The organism is Sporolactobacillus mangiferae (assembly GCF_023336505.1).
Lineage (GTDB): Bacteria > Bacillota > Bacilli > Bacillales > Sporolactobacillaceae > Sporolactobacillus > Sporolactobacillus mangiferae.
Genome location: NZ_JAMAST010000001.1, coordinates 234,347 through 252,892, shown reverse-complemented (window position 1 = coordinate 252,892; position 18,546 = coordinate 234,347). Strand labels below are relative to the sequence as shown.

Genomic DNA, 18,546 nt, shown 5'->3' with positions numbered 1-18,546 from the left:
AAATATGCTGGTTTCTTATAAATGGCTGCAAGACTATGTGGATTTAACCGGAGTGACGCCGGAACAGCTGGCGGACAAAATTACCAATGCCGGGATCGAAGTCGAGCATATTGACTACCCCGGGGAAGGCCTGAAAGGAATCGTTGTCGGCAAAGTCGAAGCCTGCACGCCGCATCCTGAAGCGAAAAAACTTCATCTCTGCCAGGTGAATTTAGGATCCGAAACAGTCCAAATCGTTTGCGGCGCACCTAATGTTGCTGCCGGTCAGAAAGTGCCTGTCGCTACGGTCGGTGCACAGATCGCGAACCACGTAACCATCAAGCGGGCACAGCTGCACGGCACGGAATCAAACGGAATGATTTGTTCACTTGAAGAACTTGGTTTTGATCGTAATTACGTGCCAAAAGAATATGCGGACGGAATCTATATCTTTGATGATCAAGTACCGGTTGGCGCTGACGCACTTCCCTATTTGAATCTGGATGATGTGATCCTTGATCTGGATATTCTAGTGAACAGCGCACACTGTATGAATATGCTTGGCGTCGCTTTCGAAGTCGCAGCCATTCTTGATCGGAAGGTTCGCTTCAGAAAGCCTGAAGTCATGGAATCAACTGATTCCGCAGGCAGCAGAATCAGTGTGTCAGTTGAGGCTGCAGACAAAGTCCCCTACTATGGTGCGCGTGTCCTGACCGGGATTCAGGTTACTCCGTCGCCCAGGTGGATGCAGCTGCGCCTGATCGCTGCCGGCGTTCGGCCAATCAGCAATGTGGTAGATATCGCTAACTATGTCATGCTTGAATACGGTCAGCCGCTGCACACGTTTGATCTTGATCAATTTGGCTCAAACCATATTCTGGTTCGTTTTGCCGGAGAAAATGAAGAGATTACGACACTTGACGGTCAGCAGCGAATACTTGTTTCGGATGATCTGCTGGTCACCAATGGTAAAAAAGGTGTGGCCGTTGCCGGTGTGATGGGCGGCGAAAATACGGAAGTTTCTAATGATACGAAAAATGTGTTGCTTGAAGCGGCAGTGTTCGATCCGATTTCAATTCGTAAAACAGCTTCACGGCTTCAACTGCGTTCGGATGCCAGCAGCCGTTATGAAAAAGGTGTGGATCGAAACCGTACAGCAGTTGCTGCAGATCGTGCGGCTGAACTGCTGGCTCAATTTGCTCATGCAACAGTACTTAAAGGAATTGTTGAACAAGGTTATCGCACGGTTCCGGAACAAAAAATCACCATGCCACTGGAGAAGATTAACCAGGTTCTTGGTACTCAGCTTCCGCGAGAACAGATTGTCGGCATATTGAAGCGATTGAATTTCACTGTCAAAACGGAAGGAGAAACGCTTCACATATCCGTTCCCGCACGGCGCTTCGATGTCAGCATTCCAGAAGATATTATAGAAGAAGTCGGCCGGATATACGGATATAATCGGATTCCGGCAACTCTTCCGGACGGTACTTCATCGCATGCCGCGCTGACGCCCTATCAAAAAATCAGGCGCAGGGTAGAGGCGCTGATGGAGAGTACCGGGCTTAATCAGGTTTATACGTATTCGCTGACAACGAAAATGCATGCTTCATCCTATGCCGTGCACCATGCGGCAACGGAACCGACACAAGTCGTCTGGCCAATGAGCGAGGAGCATGAGGCACTGCGTCAGAGCATTGTTCCGCAGCTTATTGATGTCATTCAATATCATCTCAACCGGCAAATGGCGGACGTCAAGCTTTATGAAATCGGCAAGGTGTTCCTGCCGGACGCTGGCAGTCCGAGACCGTCCGAAGAAGAACATTTAGCCGGAATCATGACTGGAAAGCGTACGGAACGAAACTGGGAAGGCGAACCGGAATCAGTAGATTTCTTCTCAGTTAAAGGAATCGTTGAAACGTTATTTGAGTCACTAGCCATTGAGAATCAGGTCGACTACCGTCCATCGAAAAGAGCAGGCATGCACCCAGGGCAGACGGCAGACATTCTGCTCAATGGCGAGGTTATCGGCTATCTGGGCACACTCCATCCAACGGTCCAGCGGGAACATGGGCTGAACGCTACGTATGTTTTTGAGATTGCCATTGAATCACTGCTTCGTCGTGGTGCAACTGAAATCAGTTACCAGCTCCTCCCGCGTTATCCATCAACGTCACGGGACATTGCGCTGGTCGTCAAAAGGTCAGTTGCCGCGGCAGATCTGTATCGTGTGATTCGCGAACACGGCAGGCCGCTTCTTAAATCGGTTCGACTTTTTGACGTATACGAAGGTGGGCATGTTGCCAGTGATGAAAAATCGATGGCTTTTTCCCTTGTCTACTTTGATCCTGAACGGACATTGACCGATGATGAAGTGAATGCCGTTCACGAGAAAATATTGAATGCCTGTGCCGATGAACTGGGTGCTGAGCTGCGGGGCTAAGGGGATACCGGTGATTTTAAAGCCAATGCGACAGATGCATTGGCTTTTTCATACGATCAGAAAGTATAAGATTTTAGCTAAGTATAAAGTGTAAGCCAGATACGAAAGCGCGAGATGCCTGGGGGCCCTGCAGATCCCAGGTGCCCGAGGAGGATCGCGGTGCGTCCGCAGCAAGTGAGCAGCTGGAATGTCCGTCAGGTACAAGATCTGTGGCAAAGGACCTGGCTTTGCCTGGTCTTTCTAAGTTGCATAAAAGGATGAATCCGTGTAAAAGCTGCTGTTTGACAGAGATTGTGCATGAAAGTCTTGTTTTTCATCTGTTTGAGTTTCTGATATGATAGAAAAAAGTACGTTTGCCGACTGCTTAACGGTCGGTTTCTATCATGATGCAACAAAGAAAGTTGGGATTGATTTTTATGCTTCTTACGATTGTTTTGCTTATCATCCTTGCTTCAGGTTTCTTCAATGGCTTTCGGCGTGGACTGATCTTGCAGCTGATCCATCTGGCAGGATTTGTTATTGCCTATGTGGTTGCGATGATGTACAGCAAACCGCTGGCCGGCACACTGAAATTCTGGATTCCTTTCCCGACCTCCGCTTCGGAGAGCAGTGTGTTTCAATTTCTCGGTACAATGGATCTGCAGTCCGCCTATTACCAGGCCATTGCGTTTATCATCCTGTTTCTTGCGACAAAAATAATCTTGAATATTATAGGGTCAACATTGAATTTTCTTGCCGAACTGCCTATTCTGCGTTCAGTTAATCACTTGGGCGGTGCATTAATCGGTTTCATTGAGATTTATCTTATTCTGTTTTTCCTGCTTTACGCCGGTTCGTTAACGCCGGTCAGCGGGATTCAATCGGCGATCGCTCAATCGTCGCTTGCCAAATCAATGATTGCGCACACACCATATTTTTCAGATCTTCTTAAGGGAATGTGGGTGGCCTTTGCCGGCTGGATCAGATAATTTCAATAAGTGAACAATTTCGAGCGATAAGGGCATTGCATAAAAAAGGTGAGCTTCTGTGGATAAAAAACAGATTATTAAACAGCTGGATATGATTGCTGTCTATCTGGAAATAAAGGGCGAAAATACTTTTAAAGTTGCCGCCTACCATCGTGCGGGACGCGCATTGGAGAACGATCCGCGTTCAATGAAAGAAATCGATGATTTAAGTAAATTGAAAGGCATCGGCAAATCGACTGCACAGGTCATCGAAGAATTGCTGGTGCACGGTCAATCATCAGTGCTGGATGCACTTGAAAAAGAAATACCGCGCGGGCTGATTGATTTACTTCGTCTGCCGGGACTTGGTGGAAAGAAGATCGGCCGCTTATATCGAGAACTTGATGTGATTGACCGGGATTCGCTTCGCAAAGTCTGTGAACAGGGAAAAGTGCGCCTGCTTTCCGGATTTGGCGAAAAAACGGAAAAACATATTCTGCAGGCGCTCAGCGAGCAGCAAAGACCTGCTGAACTGGCTGTCCCATACATGCTGGAGCTGGCGGAAAAAATCATGTGCATTCTCCGCCAAATAAAATCGATCAAACGTTTTTCCTATGCCGGCAGTTTAAGGCGCACAAAAGAAAAGATGAAAGACCTGGATTTTGTTATTGAAACAGAGCAGTCAGAGCAGACTTCGGAAGATTTGCTGACATCGCTTCCGGTTAATGAAGTTGTCGGGCGCGGTGAGGCAAAAATGACGGTGCTGCTCGATGATCCGGCTCATGTTTCCGTTGACTTTCGGTTTGCCGAAAAGAAAACATATGCGTCGATGTTACTGCATTTTACAGGATCACAGGCGCACAATGTGCTGCTGCGCAGGCTGGCCAAAACGCGTCATGAGAAGATCAGTGAATATGGGATTGAGCGAAGTGACGGATCGGTGCTTACGTTTGACAGCGAAACAGCCATCTACAATTACTTTGGGTTAACTTACATTCCACCGCAGGTGCGTGAGGGAAAGCAGGAAATAGAATGGGCACAGGAAGGGGCACTCCCGTTTATCAAATGCTCAGATATCAAAGGTGATCTGCATATGCATTCCACATGGAGCGATGGATCACATACGATTATGGAAATGGCGTCTGCGATGAGGGCAAAGGGTTATGCCTATGCCTGCCTGACCGACCATTCACGTTCGCTGCGTGTCGCAAACGGTCTGAGCTTTGAGCGCCTCGATGAGCAGATCAGCGAAGTTGCACGAATCAACAAACAGTTTGATGACTTTACATTATTCTCGGGAACTGAAATGGATATTTTGCCGGACGGGGCGCTGGATTATCCTGATGAGATGCTGAAAAAGCTGGACTTCGTCATTGCATCTGTTCACTCCTCTTTTTCGCAGGATCGCAGGCATATCATGAAGCGTCTGGAAAATGCCTGCCGCAATCCGCATGTTCGTCTTATCGCGCATCCGACCGGCCGTCTGCTCGGCAAACGACGTGGATATGACGTGGATGTTGAACAGCTGATTGAACTGGCAAAGGAAACTGGAACGGTGCTTGAATTGAATGCCAGCCGTTCTCGCCTTGACTTGTCTGCAAAATGGCTGGACAAGGTTCAGAAAGCCGGTGTCAAAATAGCCATTAATACAGACAGTCACTCCCTGCAGATGATAGAAGATATGCATCTGGGTGTGGAAACGGCGATCCGTGCAGGTATCCGGCCGGAAAACGTGATAAATACATGGCCGATTAATCGGATCAGAGATTTTTTACTTCAGAAAAAAAGATAACAGAAAGCATCCTCAAACAGAGGGAGATGTTGATTTTGAATGAGCATGCCTTGCGCATCCTTGAATATGAAAAAATAAAGCAGCAACTGATGTATTGCGCTGCGTCTTCGCTTGGCAAAGAGCGCATTGCGGAGCTGACACCATCAGGAAGTCTGGATACAGTCAATCGTATGCAGGAAGAAACGGATGAAGGAGCAACCGTACTGCGTCTGAAGGGTTCGGTCCCCTTCGGCGGCATTACGGACGTACGCCCTGCGTTGAAGCGGTCAAAAATCGGCGGAATGCTTCAGGCAAAGGAACTGATTGATCTTGCCGATACGATTCGTGGCGCACGATTAATGAAAAAGTTTATTTTTGATTTGATCGGGAATCAGGAAATTGAATTACCGATATTGGTTGATCTTGTCGCTCAGATTGATCCGCCAGGAGGTCTGGAACGAAAAATCCGCAGCGCTATTGATGATCAGGGTGGTGTTATGGATTCGGCCAGTCCGGCACTGCGCCAGATACGCGGACAGATCCGAACATGTGACAGCCGGGTCAAGCAGAAGCTGGAGAGCATTGTGCGCGCGAATAACAAAATGCTTTCCGAGCAAATCATTACGATTCGCAATGATCGGCAGGTCATTCCAGTGAAACAGGAATATCGCGCGTCATTTGGCGGAATTGTTCATGACCAGTCCGCTTCGGGCGCCACTTTATTTATTGAACCTCAGTCCATTGTGGATCTGAATAATCAACTCAGCGAGGCGCGGGCAAAAGAACGCCATGAAATTGAGCGCATCCTGCGCGCACTTTCTGCGGAAACAGCGGAAAGTGCCGAGCCGATGCTTGAGGACGTCGGACGACTTGCACAGCTTGATTTTATTTTTGCCAAGGCGGCATACGGACATCAGATAAAGGCGACGCGCCCAAAATTAAATGATCACGGAATCATTCGGCTCAAGAAGGCGAGACATCCGCTGATTGATCCCGATCAGGTCGTTCCGATTGATGTTGTTTTTGATGAGCACACTCATGCCTTGATTGTTACCGGTCCGAATACCGGCGGAAAAACGGTCTCTCTGAAAACAACCGGCCTGCTGACGCTGATGGCACAATCCGGGCTGCAGATACCGGTTGCCGAAGATTCGGAGGCAAGTGTGTTCCGCAACGTGTTTGCAGACATTGGTGACGAGCAGTCCATTGAGCAGAGTCTCAGTACGTTCTCCTCTCATATGACGAATATCGTTAAAATTTTAGGAAATGTGGATTTCAGCAGTCTCGTTCTTTTCGACGAACTGGGTGCGGGCACTGATCCTCAGGAGGGTGCGGCGCTGTCCATGTCAATCCTTGATGCCGTATACGGGAAAGGTGCGACGATTATCTGTACGACACATTACAGTGAATTAAAAGCATATGCTTACGAACGCCCAGGCGTCATGAATGCCAGCGTGGAATTTGATGTTGAAACGCTGAGTCCGACATATCGTCTTCTGCTTGGCATTCCCGGACGAAGCAATGCATTTGAAATCGCACGAAAGCTCGGTATCCCGCAGGAAATCATCGAAAGCGCCCGTTTGCAGATCAGCCATGAAACCAATGAGGTAGACAAGATGATCGCTTCGCTGGAAAAAAATCGTAAAGCGGCCGAGATGGAAGAAGAAAAGGCGCGCCGGCTGAAGATCGAAGCCGAGAAGAAAGAGGCGGATCTGACAAAGCAGCTGGAGGAGCTGGAACGTTCAAAAGAAGCAATTCTGGCTAAGGCTCGTGAAAAAGCGGAACGAGCGCTTAAGCAGGCGTGCCGTGAAGCTGAGGAAATTATTGATGAATTGCGCCGGTATCAGAGGCAGGGACAGGTGAAAGAACATCAACTGATTGATGCCAGGACGAAACTGGTCCATGCCATTGATTCACTGGAACCGGCTTCTGATGCACCCGCATCAGAAAAACCAAACAGCTCAGTTTCCGGATTTCGTCCAGGCGATGCCGTAAAAATTATCAGCTTTGGACAGAATGGATATATTGTCAATAAAATAAGCGATCAGGAATATCTCGTTCAGGCTGGTATTTTAAAAATGAATGTACAGGCAGGCGATTTAAAACGAGTGAAAGAAGAAAAAAAGGTAAAACCGGTGGTTAACGTCCGCACTTCGGGGAATACTGTACGCCCGGAGCTGGATCTTCGCGGGGAACGGTATGAGGATGCCATGCGGAGGTTGGAAAAATACTTGGATGAAGCCATGCTGGCCGGCTATGCGCGTGTATCGATTATTCACGGCAAAGGAACAGGTGCGCTGCGCAAGGGTGTGACACAGTTGATCGAAGGCCACCCTCGAGTCAAAACATCGCGGCTCGGTGCTCAGGGCGAGGGTGGCAGCGGTGTTACCGTTGTTGAATTTAAGTGACGGGACACTCAAGCTGAATAATGGCATCTCAGAGCGGCACATGCTATACTTTGTGACATAAAGCAATCTGAATTTTGTTAAGGGGGTTTCACAATGGCAATTAATCAGGTAACTGATACAAACTTTACGGATGAAACATCAAAAGGACTCGTGCTTGCCGATTTCTGGGCAACCTGGTGCGGACCATGCAAAATGATGGCACCGGTTCTTGAAGAAGTGGATTCTGAATTATCCGATAAGCTTAAAATCGTTAAGCTGGATGTTGATGAAAATCAGGCAACTGCCAGCAAATACGGAGTTATGAGCATACCGACTTTGTTCCTGTTCAAAGACGGTGAAATTGTTGACAAGGTTGTTGGTTTTCAGCCCAAAGAAGCACTTGCTGAACGCATTAAACAACATATTGGTTAATGCCTGATCACTCATCAACAGGCCCATTAGTGGTCGACAACCTGCTTTCTTTATACTATAAGAAAGTTTAAAATTTAGCGGATTATAGTATAAATGCGACGGCGACTTCGCCCATGCCAAAGCTTGGCAAAGCCAGGTTTTCTAATACTATAAGAAAGTATATAAAATTTAAGGAAAATAGTATAAGTGCAACTAAGGCTTTGCCCATGCCAAAGGTTTGGCAAAGCCAAGTTTTCTAATAGCAGGCATTAAAAAAGACTGGGAACGGCTGTATGCCGATTTACCGGTCTTTTTTTTGCAAGAACTATATGCATTTACCTTGTTGATACAACGATTAGTGGCATTTCATCACGAAAGTTCTCTCAAGATACATAGGTGCCAGGCGCGCGAAAGATGCCATGTCCTGCGCCTATTCAGCAATATTTTTAGATGAAGGGTCAAAATTGACGATTTCCAGAATAATAGGAACATTTGACGCAACTTCGGATCCTTCAGGTACGAGCATCATTAAATTACCTATATCTTTTCCTCCTGAGGTATAAGCAAAATTGTCTTCCATTTGCAACACGCCATTTATAAATACATGGAAATAGCTGTTGTCAAGATTCAGTTCAGGAAACTCAGAAGCATTCTCACCTGTATCATCCAGAAATTCAGACACATCAATTTGTAAGGTCGTGCCACCGGGTGCGGTTTCTTTTGTTTCATAAAAAAATCTACCTACTGACGGTGTAACCGAAAGCTTGGTTTCAGCAGGAAACGCAAGTTTTATTATCTTTAACGGCATCCTTATTCCTCCTGTCTTTTTAAAAAACTGAACAAACGATAGACCTTCCGGTTCTCATGTCTTACAAGATAAGAAAGTATATGATTTTGCCCTGCAGGCAACCAACAAAACAATACAATGTCCGGGCATCAAAACGGGAGGTATGTCTGCGGGAACTGCGTTACCAGCGGGACCTCGCAGATTTCAACTTGCCCGAGGAGGCTTCTGGACTGCCCACGGCAAACGAGCAGTCGTCACCTCTTCCACCACGGAACGTGCCGTGCACAATTGATCTCTCCCTTCAGTTCAATGGTTATGCTGTCTATGGTCACAGTTGCATTCTATGTGAATTTGTATCTATGCGTATAAACGAATAACCCGCCGAATAGAATTATTCAATTTGCCGAAAAAAGTGTCACCCTTTGCAGGCGATGCGAATAAAATGAATCACAATATGGAGGGAGCGGCAATGAACAAAAAAGATATTCCGAAACCTTTTCTGAACTACCCGACTGTCTGTGGCACAGAAATACAGATTTCTCTTCCTGCTTCGGTTAAGTGTTTCGAATTTTATACGATTTCCGACGGTCTGAAAAGGGTGTACACCAATAAAGATGCTTTAAAAGGGTACGGGCAGCAGCGAATTCTGGATCCATGCAGCACTTCATTTACAAACTTATTTGTTAATGGTATTTTGCAGCCAAAAGCAAGCTATGAAGTAGGCGAAGGGAGACTTGTGTTTAAGACGGAGGATCTTCCTCCGGCAGGTGTCTCAATCATCTTACAAATGATTGTCATGTGATCCATGCTAAGAGCACCGTTTAACTACTGAAGGCTTTTCGGCGGACTGGTTAAATTGTTCAGCAGGCTGAAAAACATATAAAGTCAGCACTTTTCACGAATAAGCCGGTCTGCGCGTAAAACTGCATTAACTTTTGAATGTAAGCATAATGGCGCACCTCTTTTGCCAACTGACTTCTTCGCTTTTGACCGCCTCGCCCGCCTCAAATTTCTGCTTCACTTAATATGTCGTGCAGACATCTCAATTCTTGCCTCTATTAACTGATACATCGATCCAAAAATTCCAATGGAATACACTGCAGCCTTTCCAAAATGCAATGGCGCAGCATTTTATATGATGAACGAATCTTTTACAAGGAGGATGACCAGTTTTGAGTTTTGAAACAATTAATGGCAACTACGATTCCATCTTCAGTTTAGGTGATTTATGCCTTGCAAGTATTCAATTAAGAAAACTTCATTTACGGCCTTTTGCCGGAGTTATCGATTGGATGGGCTCGCCATCATTGCATGACGTAAATCGGCTGCTTAAAAATAGATTTCAAGGATTTATGGAGCGGTCGAATTTGTCAGTGAAAGGATACGCTGATGAAAAGAATCTGCTGGTCGTTGATACGCAGTACAATATTATTTCCAATCATGATTTTGATGCCAGGCTGAATACAGTGACCCATCTGGCGACGTATCCGGAAGTCAAAGCAAAATTTGATCGCCGGGTGAATCGATTTCTGACCAAGGTGAGGACTAACAAACGGATACTCTTTATTCGTACGGAGGGTGCATTTGATGAGATTCTGGCACTGCAGGAAACGTTATCACAGTTAGTAAACGGTGATTTTCGCATTCTTGTGATCAATCATACGAACGTTAAAGACATGGTCGTGAAAAACTGGCCGATTGATAAAGTCTGTGCACTTGAGTTTCCTAATCGTGATAAGTGGGACGGAAATAATGAACTTTGGGCACAGGCGTTAAAAGATGTTCATCTCCGGTGAATGCTCAGCATATAGAAATGCACACAACCCGTATCAGGCGGGCTGTGTGCGCATCTTTACACTCAAAACTTCTCATTGAGAGCAATTGGCAGCTTGTAATCTTCAGGAAGTTCATCTGCAATCGTGTCCCACACAGTACGATCGACAGCTACCGGATCATGCTCTGTCTCCGGCTCAAGGAAAAGGTGGCTGTAATGACGAGAATCAAATTGATTCAGCAGTTGCAGATCCCGTACATCCGGTATCTTATAATCTTTTGGGAACCGGCGAATCATAGGATCCCAGATTTCACTGTTAACAAAGACATCTGGTGTGCGGGTGTCGTTTAGAAAGAGTGAAGGAACACGGTCTGTTTTCATTGTTTTAAAGAGTTCAATCGTCTCAGAATCAGGCATGGAAAAAGTCGCAGGTATTGCTTTCATGATTGATCGCCACGGCTCATCAACAAAAACCCTGGCGGTGTCAGACGGATTCCTGAACAGCTGGTTATAGTGGTTCCCGCTCATCGAATCAAATGTCCGAAGCAGATCATGATCAGGAATCCTGTATTGTTTTGGTAACTGTTTTAATGTTTCGCCCCATAATTCATGATCAACAAACAGGTCCGGAGTTTGGCTGGCATTAGTGAACAGCTGATTATACCGATCGCCATTCATTTTTTGTAATAAACGCAGCATCGCCTGCTCCGGGAGTAAATATCCGTCCTTTGTATCTTTGCTTATTCGATCCCATATTAATCGGTTGACAACAACTTTTGCCGGTGGGGAAGGCGGCAAAAATAAATGATCGTATATGTGGCTATAACCGGGCTTAAAGGGCAAGACATTTTCTTCAGCGGATTGTTCCTGTGCACGTATATTTTTGGGCGATTTCCAGAAATGTGTCAACCATGTACGTGCTCGCGACCATGCGTTTAATAACGCATATTTAATGATTAACAGAAAAGCCCGTATCATCGGTCACATCCTCTCCGGCAGTTTGCGCGCGTTTGTAGATTTTTATTAAATTTCTTACTGCACGTTCCTGAGACCAATGACTGATTCCCCATATTTTAGCATTCGATCCCAGTTTTTTTCTAAGCTTGGCACTGTCCAGCAGAAGATCCAGATTTTCATACAGGGACTGAGGATCGCCTGCGGGGACAACGATTCCGGTAACGCCATTCTCAACCATTTCCGGTAATCCCCCCGCGTCGCTGACAAGCACTGCCTTTCCGGCAAGCTGTGCTTCAATAACCGATAATGGCTGATTTTCAAGAAGACTGGGTAAAACATGTACGTCACTTAAAGAGAGCAAATACGGTATATCCTGCCGTTCACCGAAGAAGAAAACGTCATCAGTTAAGCTGAGTGATTGCGCTCTAATTTTTAAATCTTCCATCTGATCTCCGTCGCCGATGATCCAGCATACCCAGTCTTTCTCTGCGCGCTCTTTTTTTAACTGGCCCAGTGCAGTCAATAAATGGTGTACACCTTTTAACTCTACTAACCTTCCAGTATAAGTAATGACTTTTTTGCCTGATGGTTTTTTAATAGATGATTTTTCTTTCATTTTTTCCAGGAAACTTCTCGTATCATAGCCGTAATGCTGCACCTGGATTTGTGTCGTTGGAACGGCAAATTCATCAGTTAAGATATTTTTCAGCCAATGATTTGCAACAATCGTTGTGTTTGCCGAAGTTGCGCCTAAATACTCCAGCTTTTTATAATACTCCTTCGCCATGAACGATGTAGAAGAACGAAGCGTTGTCTCCAATTGATGATAAATTTCATGCGCGACAGAACCGTGCAATGTTGCCACCAAAGGAATATGACTCGGTTTAATACGGCTCATGGAAACGGTAGACAGTACATCCTGTGTATGAATCAGATCATAGTCTCCAAGTCCAAAGTATGCCGCTGCCAGTTCATACATGTACCGGTGAAATTCGGTATATTTCACCAGATCATTGGCATAGATCTCAGGATAATTCGCAGGTGTAATTTTCGCCTGGAGCAGCGGGCGTAATTGATCCGTAGATAGTTTTTTGTTTTTATTAACGAGGTGAATGAACGTATTATCCTTGCCGTAGCCTAGCAAATCCACCTTGTGTCCTGCTCTTTCCAAATTTTTTTTCAACTGAACCATGTATTTCCAGACTCCGCCCACGTGTGGAACAGCCCAGTATGTGGCTAGCAGTATTTTCACTGGTTAATCATCACCCTTTCGTCGTATATGTTAACTATATTGTTTACCTGTGTCTTTGGATTGGATGATTGACCTGAAGATGATAAATAACTCGCTCTGTCTTCATTAAGCTGGGCATCTGCAATCGGGCCGTCTGTTTTTCCATTAAATATGCCTGTTTTTTCTTGCGTACAAAAGTATAAGATTTTCTACCATACCAAATCAGCTAAACAATGTCATGTCCAAACATCAAAGCGAAAGCGTGAGACACCTGCGGGATTGTTCCAGCTGATCTCTATCAGGTGAATCTGCAGATTTCTGCCTGCCGGGGAGGCTCGCAATGCGCCCGCGGCAGCGAGCAGCGATAGCGACGATGCAACTCAAAAGGCATCAATCAACGACTCATGATAGAAGATTTAGGACCGCACCCGGTTTTCATACAAACCTATGTTAGATTCACCTAATTATGAATACGAGACGTCAAGATAAAGAGACTGCCTATGCCATCCTGAAAATGCCATGCATACGCTATAGAAGCTGAGGATTGAGATAAGCGAAAAGGTGTTTGCAGTCATAGAAGCGACCGGGACAAACACTCACTTCTGTCTTAGTATTCAGCCTATCGTTACTATGAATTTCGGGAGGCATTGGATTTGTTGGCGAATCAAATCATCCTGGTAACGGGTGGAACAGGATCATGGGGATATGAGTTAATTCATCAATTGCTAGATAAACAACCTAAGGAAATTAGGATCTTTTCAAGAAATGAAGCCAATCAATTTACAATGAAACAGCAATTTGATCAAAATCCTAAATTACGTTTTATTATTGGCGATATCAGAGAAAAGGACGCTTTGTTTGAAGCGTGCAGAGATGTTGATTATATTTTTCATCTGGCAGCGCTAAAACACGTGCCTATTTGTGAAGAGCAGCCTATTGAAGCATTGAAAACGAATGTGATCGGTACGCAGCATGTCATTGATGCAGCCATCCATTGCGGTGTAAAAAAAGTCGTTTATATATCAACGGATAAAGCATCGGATCCATTAAATTTTTACGGATTGTCAAAGGCTATGGGCGAACGGTTAATGATTCACGCAAACACAATGAACAGGCATACAAGATTTGTATGTGTTCGGGGCGGCAATGTACTGGGGACGAACGGAAGTGTGATCCATGTTTTTAAAAAACAGATCATCGAAAAACAGAGAATCGGAATCACTGATCTAGAGATGACACGCTTTTTCCTGTCTGTACAGGACGCAGTGAAGCTGGCTTTAAAAGCTGCTTATGAGAGTGTCGGTGGAGAAATTTATGTGATGAAAATGCCCTCCTGTAAAATTATTGATCTTGCTCAGGTGTTATCGGAAGCTGCGGGCATAAAAAAAATAGACGTCACTATTCTTGGCATTCGTCCGGGAGAGAAAATTCATGAATTACTTCTTTCGGTCAATGAGAGCATGAAAACAGTCATTTATGATGAAGCCTATTATGTGATCCTGCCGACCGTGCCAATAAAAGGCTTGGCAGAACATTATGCTAAGTATCCTGCAGCCAAAATAGCCGACTATCGTTCCGATCAGGACTTAATGAGTAAAGACGAAATTAAAGCAATGCTGAAAAAAGGCGGATTCATCTAAATGAAGCTGCTGATTTTCGGAGGAGAAGGCATGGCAGGGCATGTCATCGTATCTTATTTTCAGGAACTCTCAAATGTTTCGCTGTATTACACAACGAGAACTATTGATGACCGGCACAGCATCTACTTTCATTTACCCGATTCTGTAAAGGCAGAAGAAATTATTGAAATGATCCGCCCTGATATTGTCATTAATTGCATTGAAATAGCAGGAGAGGAAGCTGAAAAAAATCCGCTTCTTGCTCTTCAAATAAACAGTTTGTTTCCATATCAGCTTGCGAAATTAACGGAACGTCAGGGTGGGCGACTGATTCATTTAAGCACTGACTGTGTTTTCTCCGGGGCAAGAGGCGTGTATTCAGAAACGGATGATCCCGACAGCCATTCTGTCTATGCAACGTCCAAACATTTGGGCGAAGTGACCCGCGGTCCTCATCTGACGATTCGTGCTTCCGTGATCGGGCCTGAATTGCGTGCCGGAAGCGCAAGGCTCTTTTCCCGGTTCATGGAATGCACTGATGAAATAAGCGGCGCTGAATATTGCATGTGGAATGGGGTCACAACTCTGGAACTGGCGAAAGCAATCAAAGCGTTTATCGACAATAAGGTTACCGGACTCTATCACTTGAGCTCGCCTCACCAGATTTCGGAAAAAAATTTATTGGAATTGATGCAACGTGTTTTTTTAAAGAATGAGATAACCATCATTCCGGAATTTGAAAAACATTTTGAACGATTCATTAAAAATTCAAGAACAGATGCTGATTACCAGGCGCATCCATATGATTTAATGCTGATGGAATTAAAACAATGGATGAATGTGCATACAATTTAAGGAATAGCCCGATTCATAAGATGCAGACACTGCCTACATTGCCATACAACGATGCGGGCAGTGTTACTGCGCAGTTAATTTTCGGGCCAGTTCTGCAATTATTTTTTTTTCGTTTGCTGTGTAACGGTTCGCCTTCTTTGTCCCGCCTGACCCATCTGCGATTCCGATAATTTGAGTGGGTGCCATGACCTGGTCAACAATAATATCGCCGGCATTGCCGATGATTCCGCCTGAGACTAAGTGGCAGTCTTTTTCGGGATATTCAATTCTTCCCATTGTTTGTGTGAAAAAGGATGTTACTTCATGACTTAGCAGAAGCACATAGTACAAAAAGGCAATCCGGACATCTAATCGATAACAGGTGATACCCTTTTTCAGAGCCTTTTTAATAAAGGCTGGTTTAAAATTGTTAATCCCTCCGTCAATAATCAAGGAATCTTCATTCAGAAAAGGAAGGAAATCCTCGCCGATGATCCCATCGGCAGACAAAAAGGAAATGATGCTGTCATAGTTGCGGGCAGGTGCCTGTACAGCATGTATGGCCGGAGAGAATTCAGGCGTAATTAAATTTAAACAGTCAGCGATTTGAACGGCTTTGGTATAGCTTCTGCTGAGTAAATGCACATTTGCCTGTCTCTCAGCAAGCCTTAAGGCAATTTTCGTACTTAAATTACCGGATCCGATCACCAGTATGGATTTGTTTTCCAATTCATCATGTGCGTGATGTCTGATGAGCAGATCGCAGGCCTCCACAGTTGCATCATTAGGCTTGCACGTGATGATTCTGGACTGCGTAATCATTGCTCGTGCAGTGCGAATAAGAGATATATTCTGTTTTTGTTCAATATCAATCAGAATGTAGTCGACCTGACCGTCTAGTGCAAGCAGACAATCACGAACCTGTTTCAGATCGGTGACCAGAAAATTGATTGCCGTGAAGCCCAGTGCTGTTCTTCTTGGTAGTGTACGCAGGCCGCTTGATTTTCTGCCAGTCATACTGATAATTGCCATGGACTTCTTCCTGGTATTTCTCAAAAACCGCAACTCATCGTTGATCATTTTCCAATGATCCATAGTGATGCCAATCGCTCCCGTCACAATTGTTTTCATCTTGTGCACGCTTCGCTTTACGAGAAAAGCAGCAAACAAGGTGAGTAAAGAAAAAAGCTCACTTAAATTGTATTCAGGATGCGAATTTTCGTGCGGTCAGGGCTGTCATCTTTCAAAGTATTCGGCTGTTGTTCGTTCATTTCACGAACGGTCATCCGGAAGTTGCGCATTTTGCCTGTAACAAGTGGTCGTTTTCAGACACACTTCGTGGTATTCCATTTGCGTATGATGTTCATAAATTGCTGCACATGCGCTGACAAAGTTAATGTCTTTCGATAGACAAGCATGACCGTTAAAAAAGGCTGACTTTCATCGGTCAGGTGGATGCTGACGATCGGATCACCGGGAAGGATGGTCAGATCGGCAATGTAACTGATCGCTGTCCCGTGCGACACGATACGCTTTAACGTGTCAATATTGCTTGTTCGGTAAATGATGCGAGGCGTGACACCTGCATAACGGGAGATTTGTTCAAATGCAATGGAATTTGCAAAATGGTGATTGAGTACGACGAACGGGTAACGGGTGGCTTCTCTGAAGCTGATAGATGTCTTTCTTGCAAGCGGGCTGGACGGAGCAACCACAATTTTAAACGGTACGGTTTTCAGTTCCTCAGCACAAAGCTGCTGGCGAAGCAGCGGTGCCACGCTGCCGACCAGTCCAATATCAATGTTTCCGTCTATAATCGATCGGAGTACCTCGCGTGATCCGTCTTCATAGGTTTGCAGATGGTTCAATAACCCGGTCTTCAGTAACTGATTCGTCACTTTTGGGAAAAAATAGCTGCTGATTGCCGGGGACATGCCAAAGCGGATAACCTGCTCGTTCAGAGCGTGAATTTCCTGATGTGCCAGCTGCCATTCATTCAGTATCTGCTCAATATGGCGATACAGTTGCATCCCGCTCTCAGTCATTGACAGATCATTATGCGCAGCATTCCGCTCCACCAGTTTTGCGCCGAATTCTTTTTCAAGCCGTTTAATTGCCAAAGTAATCGTTGGCTGACTCACATGAAAATGGCCGGCCACTTTCGTAAAGCTCTGATCCAGAACCAGCTGGTGAAAATAGTTAAGATCCTGTATGTTCATGATGCACTCCCACCATTAATAATATTTATGACCCTTTGAATGTTTGACTATGATTCTAGCATAGTTGTAAGCTTGTAACTACGAAAAATAAATAAAATTTATGACCACGAAAAAAATTTCAAAGATACTTTCATTATCGTTGATCGGTCAGATCTGGAGGCACCTGAATTGGGGACTTTTTTTCAAGGCATTCAAGGCATCTTGGTTATTCTTATTATGATCGCTTTAGGCTATGAACTGACGCGCCGCGGATGGTTCGATAAAAAAATGAGTAAATTAATTGCCAGGCTGGTCACGCAAGTCGCTTTGCCTGCCTATATGATCAGCACAATAACAAATGATTTTACAAGCAAAGAACTGCTGAATCTGCTGCCAAATCTCCGTTTTCCCGTCCTTTCAATGCTTATTCTGTTTGCCATTTCATTTCTGGCTGTGAAGATCTTTGCTGTTCCTGAGCGACACAGCGGGCTTTTTAAGTCCATGTTCTGCAACTCTAATACGGTTTTTATCGGCCTGCCGGTAAATCTGGCGCTCTTTGGTGAACAGAGCCTGCCGTATGTACTTGTTTTTTATATGGCTAATACAACATTTTTCTGGACACTTGGCGTATACCTGATCCAGCGTGACGGTGATCTTCATGAAAAAATGTCGCTGAAACAGACGTTGGGCAAGATCTTCTCGCCGCCGCTTCTGGGTTTTATGATCGGTGTGGTACTTGTGCTGCTGCATGTTAAGCTGCCCGTTTTCTTAATGTCCGACCTGAATTATATCGGCGGGCTGACTATCCCGCTGTCAATGATCTTTATCGGAATTGCGATTCATCAGGCGGGATTGCGCAAAATTCGACTTGAAAAAGACAATATCGGTGTGCTGATCGGCCGTTTCGTTGCTGCACCAGCGATTATGACGCTGCTCGTATTGCCGACACCGATGCCTCTTCTTATGAAGGAAGTCTTTATTCTACAGTCGGCGATGCCGGTCATGACCAACGCGCCGGTTGTATCGGAATTGTACCATGCTGATTCGGATTACGCCGCGGTCATGGTAACTGAAACAACATTATTAAGCTTAATTGAGATCCCAATTCTGATGGTACTCATTTAAAGCCTATTTTTCAGAGCCGGACAGATGCGCAATGATTTGCGTCTCTGTTCGTTTTTTTTGTACTATAAGAAAGTAAATAAATT

General features: G+C 45.1%; 15 protein-coding genes. 10 read left to right on the top strand and 5 right to left on the bottom strand.

All coding sequences use genetic code 11. The features are described from left to right. Positions 1 to 4: 4 nt before the first annotated feature. From pheT to trxA, 5 genes are all read left to right on the top strand, one after another. Entirely contained in the window at positions 5 to 2,422 is a 2,418-nt protein-coding gene (pheT, locus tag M3N64_RS01260; RefSeq protein WP_249095994.1) for a phenylalanine--tRNA ligase subunit beta, read from the top strand. Between the two features lie 416 nt (positions 2,423 to 2,838). Further along, positions 2,839 to 3,390 carry a CvpA family protein gene (locus M3N64_RS01255; RefSeq protein ID WP_249095991.1) on the top strand — a complete coding sequence of 184 codons (552 nt, stop codon included), beginning with the start codon at positions 2,839 to 2,841 and terminating at the stop codon, positions 3,388 to 3,390. A gap of 58 nt (positions 3,391 to 3,448) precedes the next feature. Then, positions 3,449 to 5,161, top strand: a complete 1,713-nt coding sequence (gene polX / locus M3N64_RS01250; RefSeq protein ID WP_249095990.1) for a DNA polymerase/3'-5' exonuclease PolX — start codon at positions 3,449 to 3,451, stop codon at positions 5,159 to 5,161. 35 nt (positions 5,162 to 5,196) lie between these two features. Further along, complete coding sequence (locus M3N64_RS01245; RefSeq protein ID WP_249095980.1) at positions 5,197 to 7,548, top strand: endonuclease MutS2; 2,352 nt, start codon at positions 5,197 to 5,199, stop codon at positions 7,546 to 7,548. 93 nt (positions 7,549 to 7,641) lie between these two features. Then, on the top strand, positions 7,642 to 7,959 hold the full coding sequence (trxA, locus tag M3N64_RS01240; RefSeq protein ID WP_249095977.1) for a thioredoxin: 318 nt from the start codon (positions 7,642 to 7,644) through the stop codon (positions 7,957 to 7,959). 409 nt (positions 7,960 to 8,368) lie between these two features. On the opposite strand, the gene M3N64_RS01235 is transcribed toward trxA, so the two are convergent. Beyond that, complete coding sequence (locus M3N64_RS01235) at positions 8,369 to 8,746, bottom strand: DUF4183 domain-containing protein (RefSeq protein WP_249095967.1); 378 nt, start codon at positions 8,744 to 8,746, stop codon at positions 8,369 to 8,371. Between the two features lie 448 nt (positions 8,747 to 9,194). Between M3N64_RS01235 and M3N64_RS01230 the strand changes: the two genes are divergently transcribed. Then, positions 9,195 to 9,527 carry a DUF4183 domain-containing protein gene (locus M3N64_RS01230; RefSeq protein WP_249095964.1) on the top strand — a complete coding sequence of 111 codons (333 nt, stop codon included), beginning with the start codon at positions 9,195 to 9,197 and terminating at the stop codon, positions 9,525 to 9,527. A gap of 370 nt (positions 9,528 to 9,897) precedes the next feature. Beyond that, positions 9,898 to 10,521: a DUF1796 family putative cysteine peptidase gene (locus M3N64_RS01225; protein ID WP_249095961.1), complete on the top strand. Its 624-nt coding sequence runs from the start codon at positions 9,898 to 9,900 to the stop codon at positions 10,519 to 10,521. Positions 10,522 to 10,583: 62 nt separating this feature from the next. On the opposite strand, the gene M3N64_RS01220 is transcribed toward M3N64_RS01225, so the two are convergent. Together M3N64_RS01220 and M3N64_RS01215 are read right to left on the bottom strand one after the other, a co-directional pair. Further along, positions 10,584 to 11,477: a hypothetical protein gene (locus M3N64_RS01220; RefSeq protein ID WP_249095958.1), complete on the bottom strand. Its 894-nt coding sequence runs from the start codon at positions 11,475 to 11,477 to the stop codon at positions 10,584 to 10,586. Beyond that, the gene (locus tag M3N64_RS01215; protein ID WP_249095955.1) at positions 11,449 to 12,708 is read right to left on the bottom strand and encodes a glycosyltransferase family 4 protein; all 1,260 of its coding nucleotides are present in this window, start codon (positions 12,706 to 12,708) and stop codon (positions 11,449 to 11,451) included. Before M3N64_RS01215 ends, M3N64_RS01220 begins: the two co-directional genes overlap by 29 nt. A 632-nt stretch (positions 12,709 to 13,340) precedes the next feature. Here M3N64_RS01215 and M3N64_RS01210 point away from each other — a divergent pair. Then, a complete protein-coding gene (locus M3N64_RS01210; RefSeq protein WP_249095951.1) occupies positions 13,341 to 14,327 on the top strand; it encodes a polysaccharide biosynthesis protein in 987 nt (328 codons plus the stop codon). Then, positions 14,328 to 15,161 (top strand): sugar nucleotide-binding protein, encoded by an 834-nt coding sequence (locus tag M3N64_RS01205; protein WP_249095948.1) that lies wholly within the window; start codon positions 14,328 to 14,330, stop codon positions 15,159 to 15,161. Positions 15,162 to 15,224: 63 nt separating this feature from the next. On the opposite strand, the gene M3N64_RS01200 is transcribed toward M3N64_RS01205, so the two are convergent. Together M3N64_RS01200 and M3N64_RS01195 are read right to left on the bottom strand one after the other, a co-directional pair. After that, positions 15,225 to 16,172 carry a Rossmann-fold NAD(P)-binding domain-containing protein gene (locus M3N64_RS01200; protein WP_249095928.1) on the bottom strand — a complete coding sequence of 316 codons (948 nt, stop codon included), beginning with the start codon at positions 16,170 to 16,172 and terminating at the stop codon, positions 15,225 to 15,227. A gap of 293 nt (positions 16,173 to 16,465) precedes the next feature. Beyond that, positions 16,466 to 17,359: a LysR family transcriptional regulator gene (locus tag M3N64_RS01195; RefSeq protein WP_249095926.1), complete on the bottom strand. Its 894-nt coding sequence runs from the start codon at positions 17,357 to 17,359 to the stop codon at positions 16,466 to 16,468. Positions 17,360 to 17,527: 168 nt separating this feature from the next. Here M3N64_RS01195 and M3N64_RS01190 point away from each other — a divergent pair, with 168 nt between their 5' ends. Then, positions 17,528 to 18,463, top strand: a complete 936-nt coding sequence (locus M3N64_RS01190) for an AEC family transporter (protein ID WP_249095924.1) — start codon at positions 17,528 to 17,530, stop codon at positions 18,461 to 18,463. The last annotated feature ends 83 nt before the right edge of the window (positions 18,464 to 18,546 follow it).

Excerpts from the sequence above, each read along its gene's own strand:
- pheT (WP_249095994.1), top strand. The coding sequence starts at position 5 with ATGCTGGTTTCTTATAAATGGCTGCAAGACTATGTGGATTTAACCGGA.
- M3N64_RS01255 (WP_249095991.1), top strand. The coding sequence starts at position 2,839 with ATGCTTCTTACGATTGTTTTGCTTATCATCCTTGCTTCAGGTTTCTTC.
- trxA (WP_249095977.1), top strand. The coding sequence starts at position 7,642 with ATGGCAATTAATCAGGTAACTGATACAAACTTTACGGATGAAACATCA.
- M3N64_RS01235 (WP_249095967.1), bottom strand. The coding sequence starts at position 8,746 with ATGCCGTTAAAGATAATAAAACTTGCGTTTCCTGCTGAAACCAAGCTT.
- M3N64_RS01230 (WP_249095964.1), top strand. The coding sequence starts at position 9,195 with ATGAACAAAAAAGATATTCCGAAACCTTTTCTGAACTACCCGACTGTC.
- M3N64_RS01220 (WP_249095958.1), bottom strand. The coding sequence starts at position 11,477 with ATGATACGGGCTTTTCTGTTAATCATTAAATATGCGTTATTAAACGCA.
- M3N64_RS01205 (WP_249095948.1), top strand. The coding sequence starts at position 14,328 with ATGAAGCTGCTGATTTTCGGAGGAGAAGGCATGGCAGGGCATGTCATC.
- M3N64_RS01200 (WP_249095928.1), bottom strand. The coding sequence starts at position 16,172 with ATGGCAATTATCAGTATGACTGGCAGAAAATCAAGCGGCCTGCGTACA.
- M3N64_RS01195 (WP_249095926.1), bottom strand. The coding sequence starts at position 17,359 with ATGAACATACAGGATCTTAACTATTTTCACCAGCTGGTTCTGGATCAG.